Annotated in this window: 16 protein-coding genes; 7 read left to right on the top strand and 9 right to left on the bottom strand. The window is 55.9% G+C overall.

All coding sequences use genetic code 11. The annotated features are described in order from the left end of the window. The 9 genes from ACXJ5O_RS06990 to ACXJ5O_RS06950 all read right to left on the bottom strand — a co-directional run. Nucleotides 1-666: aldo/keto reductase (locus tag ACXJ5O_RS06990; protein WP_457299253.1), on the bottom strand; the 666-nt coding region annotated here is incomplete at its 3' end. Nucleotides 667-783: 117 nt separating this feature from the next. After that, a complete protein-coding gene (locus ACXJ5O_RS06985; protein WP_457299252.1) occupies nucleotides 784-1,173 on the bottom strand; it encodes a type II toxin-antitoxin system HicB family antitoxin in 390 nt (129 codons plus the stop codon). Between the two features lie 8 nt (nucleotides 1,174-1,181). After that, nucleotides 1,182-1,361 (bottom strand): type II toxin-antitoxin system HicA family toxin, encoded by a 180-nt coding sequence (locus ACXJ5O_RS06980; RefSeq protein WP_457299255.1) that lies wholly within the window; start codon nucleotides 1,359-1,361, stop codon nucleotides 1,182-1,184. A 56-nt stretch (nucleotides 1,362-1,417) separates the two neighbouring features. Then, nucleotides 1,418-2,419 carry an ABC transporter ATP-binding protein gene (locus ACXJ5O_RS06975; protein WP_457299251.1) on the bottom strand — a complete coding sequence of 334 codons (1,002 nt, stop codon included), beginning with the start codon at nucleotides 2,417-2,419 and terminating at the stop codon, nucleotides 1,418-1,420. A gap of 27 nt (nucleotides 2,420-2,446) precedes the next feature. Continuing rightward, nucleotides 2,447-3,508, bottom strand: coding sequence for a Gfo/Idh/MocA family protein (locus ACXJ5O_RS06970; protein ID WP_457299250.1), 1,062 nt, complete (start codon nucleotides 3,506-3,508; stop codon nucleotides 2,447-2,449). Beyond that, the gene (locus ACXJ5O_RS06965; RefSeq protein WP_457299249.1) at nucleotides 3,505-4,344 is read right to left on the bottom strand and encodes a carbohydrate ABC transporter permease; all 840 of its coding nucleotides are present in this window, start codon (nucleotides 4,342-4,344) and stop codon (nucleotides 3,505-3,507) included. The genes ACXJ5O_RS06970 and ACXJ5O_RS06965 overlap by 4 nt, the downstream gene beginning before the upstream one ends. Before the next feature lie 12 nt (nucleotides 4,345-4,356). Then, nucleotides 4,357-5,307 (bottom strand): carbohydrate ABC transporter permease, encoded by a 951-nt coding sequence (locus tag ACXJ5O_RS06960; protein ID WP_457299248.1) that lies wholly within the window; start codon nucleotides 5,305-5,307, stop codon nucleotides 4,357-4,359. 143 nt (nucleotides 5,308-5,450) lie between these two features. Continuing rightward, entirely contained in the window at nucleotides 5,451-6,710 is a 1,260-nt protein-coding gene (locus ACXJ5O_RS06955; RefSeq protein WP_457299247.1) for an ABC transporter substrate-binding protein, read from the bottom strand. Nucleotides 6,711-6,764: 54 nt separating this feature from the next. Continuing rightward, nucleotides 6,765-7,676 (bottom strand): N-acetylmuramic acid 6-phosphate etherase, encoded by a 912-nt coding sequence (locus tag ACXJ5O_RS06950; RefSeq protein ID WP_457299246.1) that lies wholly within the window; start codon nucleotides 7,674-7,676, stop codon nucleotides 6,765-6,767. Between the two features lie 199 nt (nucleotides 7,677-7,875). Between ACXJ5O_RS06950 and ACXJ5O_RS06945 the strand changes: the two genes are divergently transcribed. From ACXJ5O_RS06945 to ACXJ5O_RS06915, 7 genes are all read left to right on the top strand, one after another. Then, nucleotides 7,876-8,763, top strand: coding sequence for a BadF/BadG/BcrA/BcrD ATPase family protein (locus ACXJ5O_RS06945; protein ID WP_457299245.1), 888 nt, complete (start codon nucleotides 7,876-7,878; stop codon nucleotides 8,761-8,763). Next, nucleotides 8,756-9,544 carry a GntR family transcriptional regulator gene (locus tag ACXJ5O_RS06940; protein WP_271894793.1) on the top strand — a complete coding sequence of 263 codons (789 nt, stop codon included), beginning with the start codon at nucleotides 8,756-8,758 and terminating at the stop codon, nucleotides 9,542-9,544. Before ACXJ5O_RS06945 ends, ACXJ5O_RS06940 begins: the two co-directional genes overlap by 8 nt. Nucleotides 9,545-9,561: 17 nt before the next feature. Beyond that, nucleotides 9,562-10,572 carry an SIS domain-containing protein gene (locus ACXJ5O_RS06935; protein WP_457299254.1) on the top strand — a complete coding sequence of 337 codons (1,011 nt, stop codon included), beginning with the start codon at nucleotides 9,562-9,564 and terminating at the stop codon, nucleotides 10,570-10,572. After that, nucleotides 10,569-11,729, top strand: a complete 1,161-nt coding sequence (nagA, locus tag ACXJ5O_RS06930; protein WP_457299244.1) for an N-acetylglucosamine-6-phosphate deacetylase — start codon at nucleotides 10,569-10,571, stop codon at nucleotides 11,727-11,729. The genes ACXJ5O_RS06935 and nagA overlap by 4 nt, the downstream gene beginning before the upstream one ends. A 52-nt stretch (nucleotides 11,730-11,781) precedes the next feature. Continuing rightward, nucleotides 11,782-12,381, top strand: a complete 600-nt coding sequence (gene pncA / locus ACXJ5O_RS06925; RefSeq protein WP_457299243.1) for a bifunctional nicotinamidase/pyrazinamidase — start codon at nucleotides 11,782-11,784, stop codon at nucleotides 12,379-12,381. Nucleotides 12,382-12,534: 153 nt separating this feature from the next. Then, on the top strand, nucleotides 12,535-13,845 hold the full coding sequence (gene ugpB, locus ACXJ5O_RS06920; RefSeq protein ID WP_457299242.1) for a sn-glycerol-3-phosphate ABC transporter substrate-binding protein UgpB: 1,311 nt from the start codon (nucleotides 12,535-12,537) through the stop codon (nucleotides 13,843-13,845). A gap of 63 nt (nucleotides 13,846-13,908) precedes the next feature. Beyond that, nucleotides 13,909-14,625 (top strand): ABC transporter permease subunit (locus ACXJ5O_RS06915; protein WP_457299241.1); only part of this gene is annotated, 717 nt, incomplete at its 3' end.

Here is a 14,625-nt window from a genome sequence, read left to right as displayed (position 1 = left end):
GAATACGATGGAACCGATGCCGAGATCTTCCAGCGCGTCGATCAATCCGTCTTCTTCGATCCAACGATTGATCATCGAATAACTTGGCTGATGGATGAGGCATGGCGTGCCAAGCTCTTCGAGAATAGCTGCCGCCTCGCGCGTGCGGTGGGAGTTGTAGGATGAAATGCCAATATACTGGGCCCGGCCGGACCGCACGATTTGATCCAGAGCCATCATCGTTTCTTCGAGCGGCGTATCGGGATCAAATCGATGCGAATAGAAAATGTCGACATAATCGACGCCCAGCCGCTTCAAGCTCTGATCGCAACTGGCGATAACATACTTGCGGCTGCCCCATTCGCCATAAGGCCCGGGCCACATGTTGTAGCCCGCTTTGGACGAAATGATCAGCTCATCGCGATAACCTTTGAAGTCATTGCGCAAAATGTCGCCGAATGCTTCTTCGGCAGAACCCGGAGGCGGACCATAATTATTCGCAAGATCAAAATGCGTGATGCCGAGGTCAAAGGCTTGACGGCAGATCGCCTGCTTGACGTTGTGCGGGGTGTCGTTGCCAAAATTGTGCCAAAGCCCAAGAGAAATGGCCGGCAGCTTGAGTCCGCTCCTGCCGCAACGGTTGTATTTCATGGTGTCGTAGCGCTTGGAGTCCGGTGTCCAGCTCATGGTATTCGTCCTGCTCTTGTCCATACATTATTGACGCGGGAGGCGACTCCACGCGCGCCGGACTATGCCCCATACGCATGGTGATGTCATGACATGAATAATGGTTGTTCTGTAATCTCAATTTTCCAGAGTGAGATGAGCAATATATCCCGAGCGGCTTTCTCCCGCCGCTTGAGCCAAGGCATCGAGGCGACGCAGGACACGGCGGGGAAGAGTAATGTTCACACGCTCAATAGTGTCGTCCAGAAGAGCTGGGTCGAGGGTGATGACACCAATCATCCACCCTGCATATTCAGGATTGGTTCGCAGCGCCTCCAACCCGGAAGGAGCAGGAATTGACTCTCCGGCATCAAGCGCGGCATCGACCCATGCGGCTGCGGCCTCTTCGGCGCCCGACATCGCTTCGTCCAGAGTGTCACCTGCAGAAAAGCACCCAGGCAAATCTGGAACAACGACCCCGAATGCTGTGGTTTCAGAACCGAGTTCAATGGCAATGGGATAACGCATATCTGCTCCTACAAGCCGGCCTGTTTATAGATGGCCTTAGCCAGCCCCGCGCCCAAATCCTTCTTTGGATGTGGCACAACAACATGACCAGGTCGATCCGGGTGTTTGAAAACGTGGTGCGAACCACGTATGCGATCCAAAATCCATCCTGGTTTGACAAGTTCCTGGATAATGTCCGCACTCTTCATGATGCGCATCATACACACTCGGACCTAAACTGTCAATTTGGAGTGCTGAAGGCTGACTAGCCCCTGATGATCTTTCCATCATTGTCAAACCGGTACGTCCGGCCGGCATCCGGAGTGGCATAGAGCACGCCGTCGACATCGTAATTGTGCTCACCGAAGAGACGAACCGTCAGTGGGCCGAAATCTGTCTGGAGGTAAATGATCGTATCGGCGCCGAGATGTTCGACATGGATCACCGAGCCTTTCCATTCGCCCGATGTCTTGCTGACCTGAATGTGCTCTGGGCGGATGCCGATAGTCTTCGCGCCACTCTGGCCAAGCTTTGTCGCGTCGATCAGGTTCATTTGCGGCGACCCGATAAAACCGGCGACAAAGACTGTCTGGGGCGAATTGTAGAGCTCCATCGGTGAGCCAACCTGTTCAATCCTGCCCTGGTTCAACACTACGATCTTGTCGGCAAGTGTCATTGCCTCGACCTGATCGTGCGTCACATAGATCATGGTTGCCTTGAGTTGCCGGTGCAGACGCGCGATCTCGATACGCGTATTGACACGTAGCGCGGCATCGAGGTTCGACAGCGGCTCGTCGAAAAGGAAGAGCTGCGGTTCGCGAACGATGGCGCGGCCAATGGCGACACGCTGGCGCTGGCCACCGGACAGTTCTGCCGGGCGGCGTTCGAGGTAATCACCGAGCGACAGCATATTTGAGGCGATCCCGATGCGCTCCTTGATTTCGTCTGATGGCTTACCTGCCTGCTTCAAGCCGAGACCCATGTTGTCGCGCACCGAAAGATGAGGATAGAGCGCATAGGTCTGGAACACCATGGCAATGCCGCGTTTCGCGGGCGGCGTGTTGTTGACCTTTTTGCCATCGATCAGGATTTCACCCGACGTTGCATCCTCAAGTCCCGCAATAACCCGCAGCAGTGTGGATTTGCCGCAACCGGAGGGCCCGACAAAAATCACGAACTCGCCGTCCTTTACCTCAAGGTCGATGCCTTTGAGCACATCGACCTGACCGAAGGACTTGCGGATATTTTCAATTTTCAAAGAACCCAATGTCTTGTTCCCGTTTCTTGATTCAAATCATAGATTAACTGGTTGACCGGTCCGCACGCTTTCATCTGCTGCCAGGCAGACGCTGAGCGAACGCACGGCGTCCTGCATGTGACGGTCGAGGTCGAGATCTTCGCGGATAGCCTTGAGGACAAACGCCTGCTCCAGATCGCAGAGTTCCTGATGTCCAGGTTCGCCGGCCATGCTCAAGAGCTCGTCGGGCTTTGCGAAGCGGCGATCCGGTCCAATCTTTGCCGAGTGCAGACGAATAGTCGAAGTTTTGGTGTGGGAATCGATGTCATCCGACTTGGCGTTCTGGTCCATGACGATGGAGACGCAACCATTTGGCGAAATCACATCTTTAACGAAGAAGGCCGTCTCTGACATCATCGGGCCCCAACCAGCCTCGTACCAGCCGACGGTCTTGTCATCGAACAGCACTTGCAGGTGTCCATAATTGTACATGTTCGGGTCGATTTCATCGGTGAGACGCACGCCCATGCCACGCACCTGAATCGGCTTGGCGTCGGTGATCTGCAGCATGACATCGAGATAGTGAACGCCGCAATCGACAATTGGCGACGTGGTCTTCATCAACGACTTGTGGGTTTCCCACGTCTGGCCACTCGACTGCTGATTGAGGTTCATGCGGAAAACGTAAGGACCGCCAAGCTTGCGGGCCTCTTCGATCAGCCGCATCCAGGACGGATGGTGACGCAGGATGTAGCCTATCACGAGCTTGCGCCCATGCTTCCTGGCGGCAGCGACGACCCGCTCCGCATCGGCTACCGTCGTAGCCAACGGCTTTTCGACGAAGACATCCGCGCCCGCTTCCATGGCGGCAATCGCATAGTCTGCATGACTGTCGGAATAAGTATTGATGGAAACGAGGTCAGGCTTCAACTCAGCGAGTGCCTCGTCGAAGGAGGGATGGATGGTGTAGCCGCCGAGTTCTTCCGGCAGGGGCACGACAGAGCGATTGACCAGCCCGACGATCTCGAAACCGGGATTGTGGTGATAGGCGAGCGCATGGCTTCGGCCCATATTGCCAAGCCCTGCCACGAGAACCCGCACTGGCTTTTGAGCCGTCATTTAACTGCTCCGGAAGTGATGCCACGGATCAACTGCCGCGAGAAGATAAGATAAAGAACGAGGACCGGAACGATCGCCAGCGTCAGCGCCGCCAGCACCGCATTCCAGTTGGTGACGAACTGCCCGATGAACACCTGACTACCGAGCGTCACGGTCTTGGTGGCATCGCTCGGCGCAAGGATGAGCGGGAACCACAGATCATTCCAGATCGGGATCATCGTGAAGACGGCAACTGTCGCCATCGCCGGCCTCACCAGCGGCAGCACCAGGCGGAAGAAGATCGAATACTCCGACAGGCCATCGATACGCCCGGCATTCTTCAGATCATCCGAAACGGTTTGCATGAATTCAGTGAGAATGAAGACCGCGAGCGGCAGACCCTGCGCGGTGTAAACAAGGATAAGCGCGGTGAGCGTGTTGACCAATCCAGCAGCAACCATGCCCTGCAAGATAGCAACGGTTCCCAAACGGATCGGAATCATGATGCCGAGCGCAAGGTAAAGTCCCATCAGCGTATTGCCGCGGAAGCGGTACTCCGACAGCGCAAAGGCCGCCATCGCCCCGAACAGCAGAACGAAGAAAATCGAAACACCGGTAACGATGAAGCTGTTCTGGAAATAGAGAACGAAATCACCCTGCCCGAGAACGGTCTGATAGCCGATGAGGCTAAATGTCGATGGCGTTGGCAGACCCAGTGGATCACGGAAGATCGAGCTCCGGTCCTTGAAGGAATTGATGACGGTCAGGAATACCGGAAACAGCGCGATCATCGTATAGATGATGAGCGCCAGATGGACGAGACCGGTGCGGACGGGCGATGCTGTTGGCTTTGCCATGGATCGCTGCTCCTAGAACTGGTAGCGGCGCATACGCCGCTGGATCGCGAAAAGGTAGAGGCAGACGCCTGACAGGATGATGAGGAACATCACTGTCGCGATCGTCGCGCCCATGGATTTGTCGCCAATCTGCAACTGGAAACCGAAGAAGGTGCGGTAAAGTAAAGTACCGAGAATATCCGTCGCGCCGTCCGGTCCGGCAAGCGCACCCTGCACGGTATAAACCAGATCGAACGCATTGAAATTGCCGACGAAAGTCAGAATGGAGATAATGCCGATGGATGGCAGGATCAGCGGCAGCTTGATCTTCCAGAACTGGCTCCATCCAGTCACGCCATCGCATTCGGCCGCTTCAAGAACTTCTTCGGGAATGTTGAGCATTGCCGCATAGATCAGCATCATCGGAATGCCGACATATTGCCAGACAGAGATCAGCGATACGGCGATCAGCGCACTACTCGGTTTGCCGAGCCATGGCGAAAACAGAGATTTCAACCCGACCAGATCGAGCAGGAAAGGCGAAACGCCCCATATTGGTGACAGGATGAGCTTCCAGATAAAGCCGACGATCACGAAGGACAGAAGCGTCGGCAGGAACATCGCCGTGCGATAGAAGGCCCCAAAGCGCAGCTTCGGCACGGACAACAGTGCGGCAAGCGCCACCCCGATGGGGTTCTGTACCAGCATGTGTATCAGGAAGAAAACGAAGTTGTTGCGCAGCGCATTCCAGAAGCTGGCGGCCCAACGCGGATCGCCGAAGAGCACCTGGAAATTGCCGAAGCCGACGAAGATGCTCTGGTTGTCTTTGACGTTGAACAGGGAAAGCCGCAGCGTTTCGATGAGCGGCAGGATCATCACAGCCGTGTAGACGAGCAAGGCGGGCAACAGGAACACGAGGATGTGCCAGCGCCGGCGGTGTCTATCCTCGCCATTTCCTACCGATAATTGTTCGACTGTGCTCATTGAGACCCCTGATTATAATTTTTGGTCGCACAATGAAGCGGCATGCGACTGGCGTTTTAAGGGATGATAGCGCAACGGCGTGCCTTGCGCCCGGATAAAGAAATAGCCGGGACGATCATAAGAACGCCCCGGCTATCGATCACTTACTTGGCAGGCTTGTACCAGCTGTCGAGACCATCCTGCAGCTTCTTGGCGGCAGCTTCCGGCGTATCGGTGCCGTTGATGACGTTGGCCGATTCAACCCAGGTTTCGTTCTCGAGGTTTGGCGTGCCGCGCGACAGGATCTGATAGGTCGAGCGGATCGTCGGCTTGCACTTTTCGCGCCATGAAACGAATTCCTGCGCCAGCGGATCCTGCATCTTCACCGGTGTTGAGTTCAGGCTGAAGAAGCCTGGTAGCGCGTTGGCGTAGATCTCTGCAAATTCCGGCGAAGCAACCCATTCCAGGAATTTCTTGGCTTCTTCAGGGTGGCCGCTTTTGGCATTGAGGCCGACACCGATGTCGTTGTGATCGGAAATGTAGCAGGCGTCACCGGCATTCTTCACAGGCGGCGGGAATGCTCCCATCTTGAACTGCGCCTGCGTATTGAACAAACCGATTTCCCATGAACCGGCTGGATAAATCGCAGCACGTCCGAGAGTGAACAGATTTTGGCTGTCCGGATAGGTCTGGGCTTCGAAACCGTCGCCGAGATAATCCTTCCACTTGAGAAGAACCTTATAGGGCTCGACCCAATCAGCGTCGGTCAGCTTCTCTTCGCCCTTGATCAGTTTGGCGCGGCCTTCTTCGCCTTTCCAGTAGGTCGGTCCGATATTCTGGTACCCCATAGTCGCGGCTTCCCAGAGATCCTTTGTACCCATGGCCATCGGAATATAGGTACCATCGGCCTTGATCTTGTCGAGCGCAGCGAAAAACTCGGCTTCCGTGGTGGGAATAGCGATACCGAGCTTGTCGAATGCATCCTTGTTGTAGATGAAGCCGTGGATAACCGAAGCCATCGGCACGCAGAACGTGTCCTTGCCATCGTCGGTCGTCCAGGCGGACTTCGCTACATCCGAGAAGTTCTTCATTCCTGGAAGATCATTCAGGCTCGCCAGATTGCCGCGCTTGAACTGCTCCAGCGATTTGTCGAAAGGACGGCACGTAATGATGTCGCCAGCACTGCCCGCATCGAAGCGCGCACCAAGCGCAGCATCATATTCCGTCGGAGGCGTCGGAGCGAACTTAACCTTGATGCCGGGGTTCTTGGCTTCGAAAGCTGGAATGAGCTTTTCCTGCCAGACGGCCAGATCGTCGGTACGCCAGCTTTCCAGCGTCAGCGTGGTATCGGCGGCATGGGCGAAACCGGCCGTAGCCAGAATGCTTGTCGCCATAAGCAATGTTTTTAAAGTCGTGCTTCCCATTTTAGTCTCCTGTTGCACCCTTTTGAGCAGTGCCGTTAATGAGAGCCCGGGTTCCTAGCGAGAACCATGACTCTCTTTGAGTTCCGAAAGCGCCGGGCGAAGCCTCTGTTGATTGCTTTCGAGAAGTTTTGATGCATTTGCAGCGCTCGTTGCCCCAGCGGCGAGCAGGATCGCTGACTTGACCGAGCCGCCACTGGTTTCGAGCAATTTTGCCGCGTCGCTCATATCGCAAGCGCTGATCGCCGATACGATGCGCGCTGCGCGCTCGCGCAGTTTGATATTGTCCGCGACGAGATTGACCATGTACCCGTCATGCACGTGACCAAGACGTATGGCCATCAAAGTGGACAACAGATTGAGTGCGATTTTCTGCGCGGTGCCCGCCCCCATTCGTGTTGAGCCCGCCACCATTTCCGCCGGTGTTTCCAGCGCAATTGCTACGTCTGCCTTTTCAAACATCGGAACGTCGGGATTATTGGCGATCGAAATGATCTTGAGACCGCGCTCCTTCGCTTCATCAATTGCGGCGAGTGCATAGGGCGTTGTGCCGCTGGCGGAAATCGCGATCAGGCAATCACCAGCCATCAACCCTGCCGCCGCAATGTCGCTTGTGGCCTGGCTCGCATCATCTTCGTAAGTGCCAGCCAACCGGCTAAGACTGGCGACACCGCCAGCAAGCAGAATGACGACACGGTCGGGAGCAATGCCATAAGTACCGGGTAACTCGAGCGCATCCGCCATGGCCATCAGCCCCGAACTGCCCGCAGCCGCGTAAGCGAGACGCCCACCCGACGCGAGCGTGTCGGCAGCAAGCAGAGAGGCTTTTGCAATGGAGTCCCTGGCGCGCGCAACCGAAACAGCAGCCTCAAGCTGTGCTTCATGCAGCAACCGCAAAACATCTTCTGGCGACCTCTCGTCCAGTCCCAATGCGTTCTCGTTGCGCTGCTCGGTGCGGGTTAGTGCCACTGCTCACTCCTCGTTCTGATAATTAATGCCAAAAAAATACCACTTGTCCAGCAATTCCTTAAAAAATTTACACGATGATTTGGGACAATAGATTTTTGTCTAATGATTTCAATTAGATTGAGAAAAACCCGACGAGACACAAATTAACGCTTGGCTATTGGTATTTTATTGGTATTCTGAATGCCGGAGGACGATTGACGTGACTTATCTCCTTGGAATTGATGGTGGCGGCACAGGTTGCAGGGCGGCATTGGCTGATCAGAGCGGCAATGTTCTCGGCACTGGCAGGAGTGGTTCGGCCAATATTATGACCGACATGAATACAGCACGTCTGAACATTCTCGATGCAACTGAAGCAGCATTCAAAATGGCTGGAATCGACGCTGGCCAAAGCAAAACGGTCTTCGCGGTCCTCGGCCTCGCCGGCGCCAATGTGGGCGGTAATGGCGCAAAGCTGGAGGCTATGCTGCCGTTTCAAAAATCGCTTGTCTATTCGGATGGCGTGATCGCGCTCCAGGGTGCACTTGGCGATTATGATGGCACAGTGGTGATCCTCGGCACCGGTTCCGCCTATGTTACCCGGCTCGGCAATAACATTCGATTTGCTGGCGGCTGGGGCTTCAAGGTTAGTGATCTCGGCGGGGGTGCAAGGCTTGGCCGGGACCTGCTCGAAGAAACATTGCTCGCCTATGACAAGTTTCATATGAGCTCGCCGATGACGGCGGCAGTTATGGAACGGTTCGGAGGCAATCCGCATCGGATCGTCCAATTCGCGCATTCCGCGACGCCGAGTGATTTCGGCACGTTCGCGCCAACTGTCTTCGAGTATGCTTCGAAAGATGACGCAGTCGCCGTTGCTCTTTTGGACAAGACCATTGGCCAAATCGAGGAAGGGCTCGACGCCATCATGTCTCCAGCCCCGATGCGTCTTTCCCTATTGGGTGGTCTTGGTGCTTTTTATGGTCCGCGTCTCTCACCTCGCTATCGGGCAATACTGCAAGCACCGTTGAATGACGCTCTGACAGGCGCAGTCCAGCTGGCAGCACGCAATTTCGCTTCGTCATCGGCGGAGGTCAGCAATGGGTGATGGTTTGATCGACATTCTGCCCTCGCTCAACGAGAGCTCTGCTATCGGTGGTCCGCTATACGTGAAATTGCAGCGGCTGATCGAAAACGCCGTTCGTGAAGGAAAACTTCTACCTGGAGACGCATTGCCTCCAGAGCGAGAGCTCGCTGCAATGGCGGAGATCTCGCGGGTAACTGTACGCAAAGCCGTCCAGGGTCTCGTCAATGATGGCCTGCTTGTCCAGCGGCATGGTTCGGGCACATTCGTTGCACCGCGTTCCGCACGCGTCGAGCAATCCTTGTCGCACCTCACGTCTTTTACCGAGGATATGGCGCGGCGCGGGATGATCGTCCGCTCGACATGGCTCGACCGCGGCGTCTATGCGCCGTCTCCCGAAGAAATGGTGACGCTGGGCCTGTCATCCGGCGAAAAGGTCGCACGGATCAGCCGATTGCGCGTGGCCAATGACACGCCCATGGCAATCGAGCGAGCGGCCCTGTCCATTCATGTGCTCCCGAATCCGGAACTCGTCACTCTTTCGCTCTATGCTGTGCTGGCAGAGAGCGGCAATCGTCCGGTCAGGGCGATACAGCGCATTTCTGCGGCCATTCTGAAAGAGAATGATGCTAAACTGCTCCAAGTTCCGGCGGGTTCCGCCAGCTTGAATATCGAGCGGATATCCTACCTCGAATCCGGGAAGGTTATCGAATTTACCCGATCGATCTACCGTGCCGACGCCTATGAATTTGTCGCCGAGCTCAAACTCGGCGAGTCTTCGGAAATTTCAGGAGCAGTGCTGTGAATACCAAAACAACCCTCATGCGGGAAGAAATACTCTCAATTCCCGATGTGACAGCAAAGTTCCTTGACGCCTCCCGCGCAACGCTTGCTGCGGCTGGCGCGAAGTTGCGCGAAAAAAACCCGCCCTTTCTTGCGTCGATCGCTCGGGGCTCGTCGGATCACGTCAGTGCCTTCCTGAAATATTCGAGCGAACTCACCGCCGGTATTCCCGTTGCTTCACTCGGGCCTTCTGTCGCCTCGATCTATGGCGTGAAGCTCAAACTTGGCTCTGCTGCGACCCTATCCATCTCGCAGTCTGGCAAGAGTCCTGACATCGTCAGCATGACAAACGCAGCCCGGGAAAGCGGGGCATTGACCATCGCCATCACCAATGTCATCCAGTCCGACCTCGCACGTGCCAGCGACTTTGCTATCGATATCCTTGCAGGGCCAGAGCGCAGCGTCGCCGCCACGAAGTCTTTCGTCAGCTCGGCGGTTGCCGGTCTCGCGCTGATCGGACACTGGACCGAAGACGACCAGTTGCTTGCCGCAATCGATGATCTTCCAGCCGCGCTCGCCAAGGCCGTCGCTTGTGACTGGTCAGCCTTCGCAGGCGCAGTGACCGATGAAAACTCGCTGTTCGTTCTTGGACGCGGACCATCTCTGGCAATCGCCAACGAAATGGCGTTGAAATTCAAGGAAACAAGCGCGGTTCATGCCGAAGCCTTCAGTGCTGCAGAGGTTATGCACGGGCCAAAAGCCATTGTCGGCAAAGGCTTCCCGATCCTCGTGCTTGCTGCGCGCGACGCGGCCGAAGATTCGCTCGTGGATGCCGCCAATCGCCTGGCCGACCAGGGCGCTGCGGTGTTCCTGACATCGTCAAAATCGTCTAAAGCGACAGCCCTGCCCTTCGTGGCTACATCGCACCCGCTGACTGATCCACTGGCACTGCTCGTTTCGTTCTATGCATTCGTGGAAAGCTTTGCCCGCAGCCGTAGGTTAAATCCGGATGAACCTCCGCACTTACGAAAAGTGACTGAAACCCTATGAGCACTATCTATGCCCTTACCGGCGCTGAGATTTTCGACGGCGAAACCTGGCACACCGATTCAGGTCTGGTTGTCGATGGCGACGTAATCAAGAGTATCACGCCGTTGTCGAATTTGCCCGGTGACATTCGCCGGGTCGAATTGAAGGGCGGTAAGCTTGTACCGGGCTTCATCGATGTACAGGTCAATGGGGGTGGTGGCGTACTCCTCAACGACGGTCCAAGCATCGAGGCAATCCGCACCATATGCGATGCGCATTTCGCCTTCGGCACGACTGCCTTGCTGCCAACGCTGATCACCGATACGCCGGAAATAACTGCGGCGGCTATCGCTGCAGGCAAGGCCGCGGCACAAGAGAAAGTGGCCGGATTTATCGGCTTGCATCTCGAGGGTCCGCATCTGTCTTTGACACACAAGGGCACGCACGACCCGAAGCTGATCCGGCCGATGGACGACGCTGATCTCCTTGCCATCATCGAAGCCGTGCAGGAATTGCCGGTTCTGCTCACCACAGTCGCACCGGAAACGGTATCGGCTGAAAAGATCCGGGCGATGGTCGATGCCGGGGTGATCGTCAGCCTCGGCCATAGCGGCGCGTCCTATGACGTCGCGCTGGCAGCCAAGGATGCGGGTGCAACTATGGTGACACACCTGTTCAATGCGATGAGCCAGCTCGGCCATCGCAGTCCCGGCGTGGTCGGCGCGGTGCTTGAATCAGGTGAACTGTCAGCGGGACTGATCGCCGACGGCTTTCATGTCGACAAAGCCTCAATGGCGATCGCGCTGCGTGCCAAGCAGGGTCCGGCGAAGATATTCCTCGTCACCGACGCAATGTCCACGATAGGCACCGATATTAAATCGTTCACGCTGAACGGACGCAGGATCACACGCGCCGGTGGACGTTTGACACTGGACGATGGGACACTGGCGGGTGCTGATCTCGATATGATCTCGGCGGTGCGTTTTGTGCATCGCGAACTCGGCCTGTCACTTGATGAGGCACTGCGCATGGCATCGCTCTACCCTGCCCAGAGCATTCGTATCGATCACCACTATGGACGCCTGGCGCCGGGCTACATCGCCAATATCGTGCATCTGGATGAGAGACTGGACATCAATCATGTCTGGATTGGTGGCGACTCGCACTACGCACGTTGACGGAACAGCTCGACTGGTCATACTTGCCGGATCACCTCACTGGAGAATCGAGATGGCCAAGGACGCGCTGATCGTCGTCGATGTGCAGAATGACTTCTGTCCTGGCGGGGCTTTAGGAGTCGATGGCGGGCATGAGATCGTCCCGATCATCAACAAGCTCATGCAGCGTTTTGATCGCGTCGTCCTAACCCAGGACTGGCACACACCCGGGCACTCAAGTTTTGCATCGTCGCATCCTGGCAAAGCGCCGTTCGAAACAGTCATGATGCCCTATGGCGAGCAGGTGCTCTGGCCCGATCATTGTATCCAGGGATCTTCAGGTGCGGACTTTCATCCGGATCTGGTTTGGACAAAAGCCGAGTTGGTGGTCCGCAAGGGTTTTCATCCGCATATCGACAGTTATTCGACTTTCTACGAAAACGACCGCAAGACCCCTACGGGACTTGCCGGCTATTTGCACGAGCGCGGCATTACCAACGTGACCTTCGCAGGTCTCGCGACTGACTATTGCGTCGCATATTCCGCGTTGGACGCCATCGAGCACGGTTTTACTGCGGAGGTGCTGCTCGACGCATGTCGCGGGATCGATCTTGGCGGTTCGCTCGCTGCCATGACCGCAAAGATGCGCAGGGCCGGTGTTGTGCTTGTTTGACGGGCCCTCGAAGTGAACAGCTGAGCATTTTTTCCACAGCCTTGAACCAAGGTATGAGCTTCCAGTCACAAAACTGTTGTTTCCCTGTCACATAATGACGATACTGCCCTCAAGCGCACTTCAGATGACGCCTTATGTGTATGGGAGATTCACATGACTTTTCGCGGCACTTCACTGAGCCTTGCTCTCGGCATTGTTCTCGCCTCATCCACCTCGTCTTTTGCCGTCACCGAGATCAGCTGGTGGCATGCGATGACTGGCGCCAACAACGAGGTCGTCAACACGCTTTCCAAGGAATTCAACGAAAGCCAAAGCGACTACAAAGTGGTTCCGGTGTTCAAGGGCACGTATCCCGAAACGCTGAATGCCGGTATTGCCGCCTTCCGCGCCAAGCAGGCCCCGGACATCATTCAGGTATTTGATGCTGGCACCGGCGTGATGATGGCCGCCGAGGGCGCGATCAAGCCGGTCGCCGACATTCTTTCGATGGGCGGCGCCAAGTTTGACAAGACCCTCTATTTGCCTGGAATTGTCGCCTATTATTCCAAGCCCGACGGCACGATGCTGTCTTTCCCGTATAACAGCTCCTCGCCGATCCTTTTCTATAACAAGGACATCTTCAAGAAGGCCGGACTCGACGAAAACAAGCCACCCAAGACGTGGCCGGAAGTCTGGGACGCTGCGAAGAAGATCAAGACAAGCGGCGCAGCCAAATGCGGATATACCTCGGCCTGGTTGACCTGGATTCACACCGAAAACTTCGCCGCCTGGAACAACCTGCCTTGGGGTTCAAATGAGAACGGTATCGGTGGCGTCGATGTCGAGCTGAAGATCAATGGGCCAATCTATGTCAAGCATTTCCAGGAACTCGCCGATCTCGCAAAGGATGGTACTTTCCGTTACGGAGGTCGTACTTCCGAAGCCAAACCACTCTTCCTGTCCGGCGAATGCGGCATCTACAACGATTCATCGGGCGGTCTCGGCGACGTGATCAAATCGGGTATGAACTACGGAACAGGTCCGTTGCCTTATGATCCTGAGGCCAAAGGTGCGCCACAGAACACGATCCCCGGCGGCGCCAGCCTCTGGGTTTTTGCGGGCAAGAGCGACGAGCAATACAAAGGTGTCGCAGCCTTCTTCAACTTCCTCTCCAAGACCGAAATTCAGGCACGCCTGCATCAGGTGTCGGGCTATTTGCCGGTAACGTTGGCCGCCTATGAGGAAACCAAGAAGTCCGGCTTCTACGACAAGAATCCTGGTCGCGAAACGCCGATCCAGCAAATGATGGGCAAGGCACCGACTGAGAATTCAAAGGGTGTCCGCCTCGTCAACCTGCCGCAGGTTCGCGACATCCAGAATGAAGAGTTCGAAAATATGCTTTCGGGCAAACAGACCGCCCAGCAGGCGCTGGATAATGCCGTCAAGCGTGGCAACGCTGCGATAAAGCAGGCAATCGGCCAGTAAGCTTCATTTCATGACAGCCCGTCCGTAGTTTTACGGACGGGGCTATTTCAAAACGAGGCATTCATGGCATCGTCAACACGCGTCACTTTTCCAAACAAGTTTTTGCCCTATCTGCTGCTGGCACCGCAACTCGCCATCACCGCAATATTCTTCTATTGGCCCGCATCGCAGGCGATCTATCAGTCCGTCTTGCGCGAAGATCCGTTCGGGCTGTCTACACAATTTGTCGGTCTGGATAATTTCCGGCGCGTCCTCGGAGATCCGAACTATCTGAACTCGCTTCAAGTCACCGTTATATTCTCCGTAGCCACAGCGCTCATCGCGATGGCGCTTGCCCTTTTGCTCGCCGTCATGGCCGATAAGGTTATCCCTGGCAAAGGCATCTACAGAACGCTTTTGATCTGGCCCTATGCGGTCGCACCAGCCATCGCCGGCATGCTCTGGCTGTTCCTGTTCAATCCATCGATGGGAACGCTTGCGCATCTCGTCCGTTCGGCAGGCTATAATTGGGACCCGCTGCTCAATGGCGATCAAGCAATGGTGCTGATCGTCTCAGCCGCGGCGTGGAAGCAGATCAGTTACAATTTCCTGTTCTTCGTCGCCGGTCTGCAGTCGATCCCCAAATCGCTGATCGAAGCGGCAGCGATTGACGGCGCGGGCGAAACCAAGCGCTTCTGGACCATCGTTTTTCCGCTACTGGCTCCGACGACCTTCTTTCTGCTCGTCGTCAACACGGTCTATGCCTTTTTCCTCGTCGTCAACACGGTCTATGCCTTTTTC

Source organism: Phyllobacterium sp. P5_D12 (assembly GCF_054049495.1).
The sequence above is the reverse complement of the archived record's forward strand: the minus strand, read 5'-3'. Positions and strand labels throughout refer to the sequence as shown.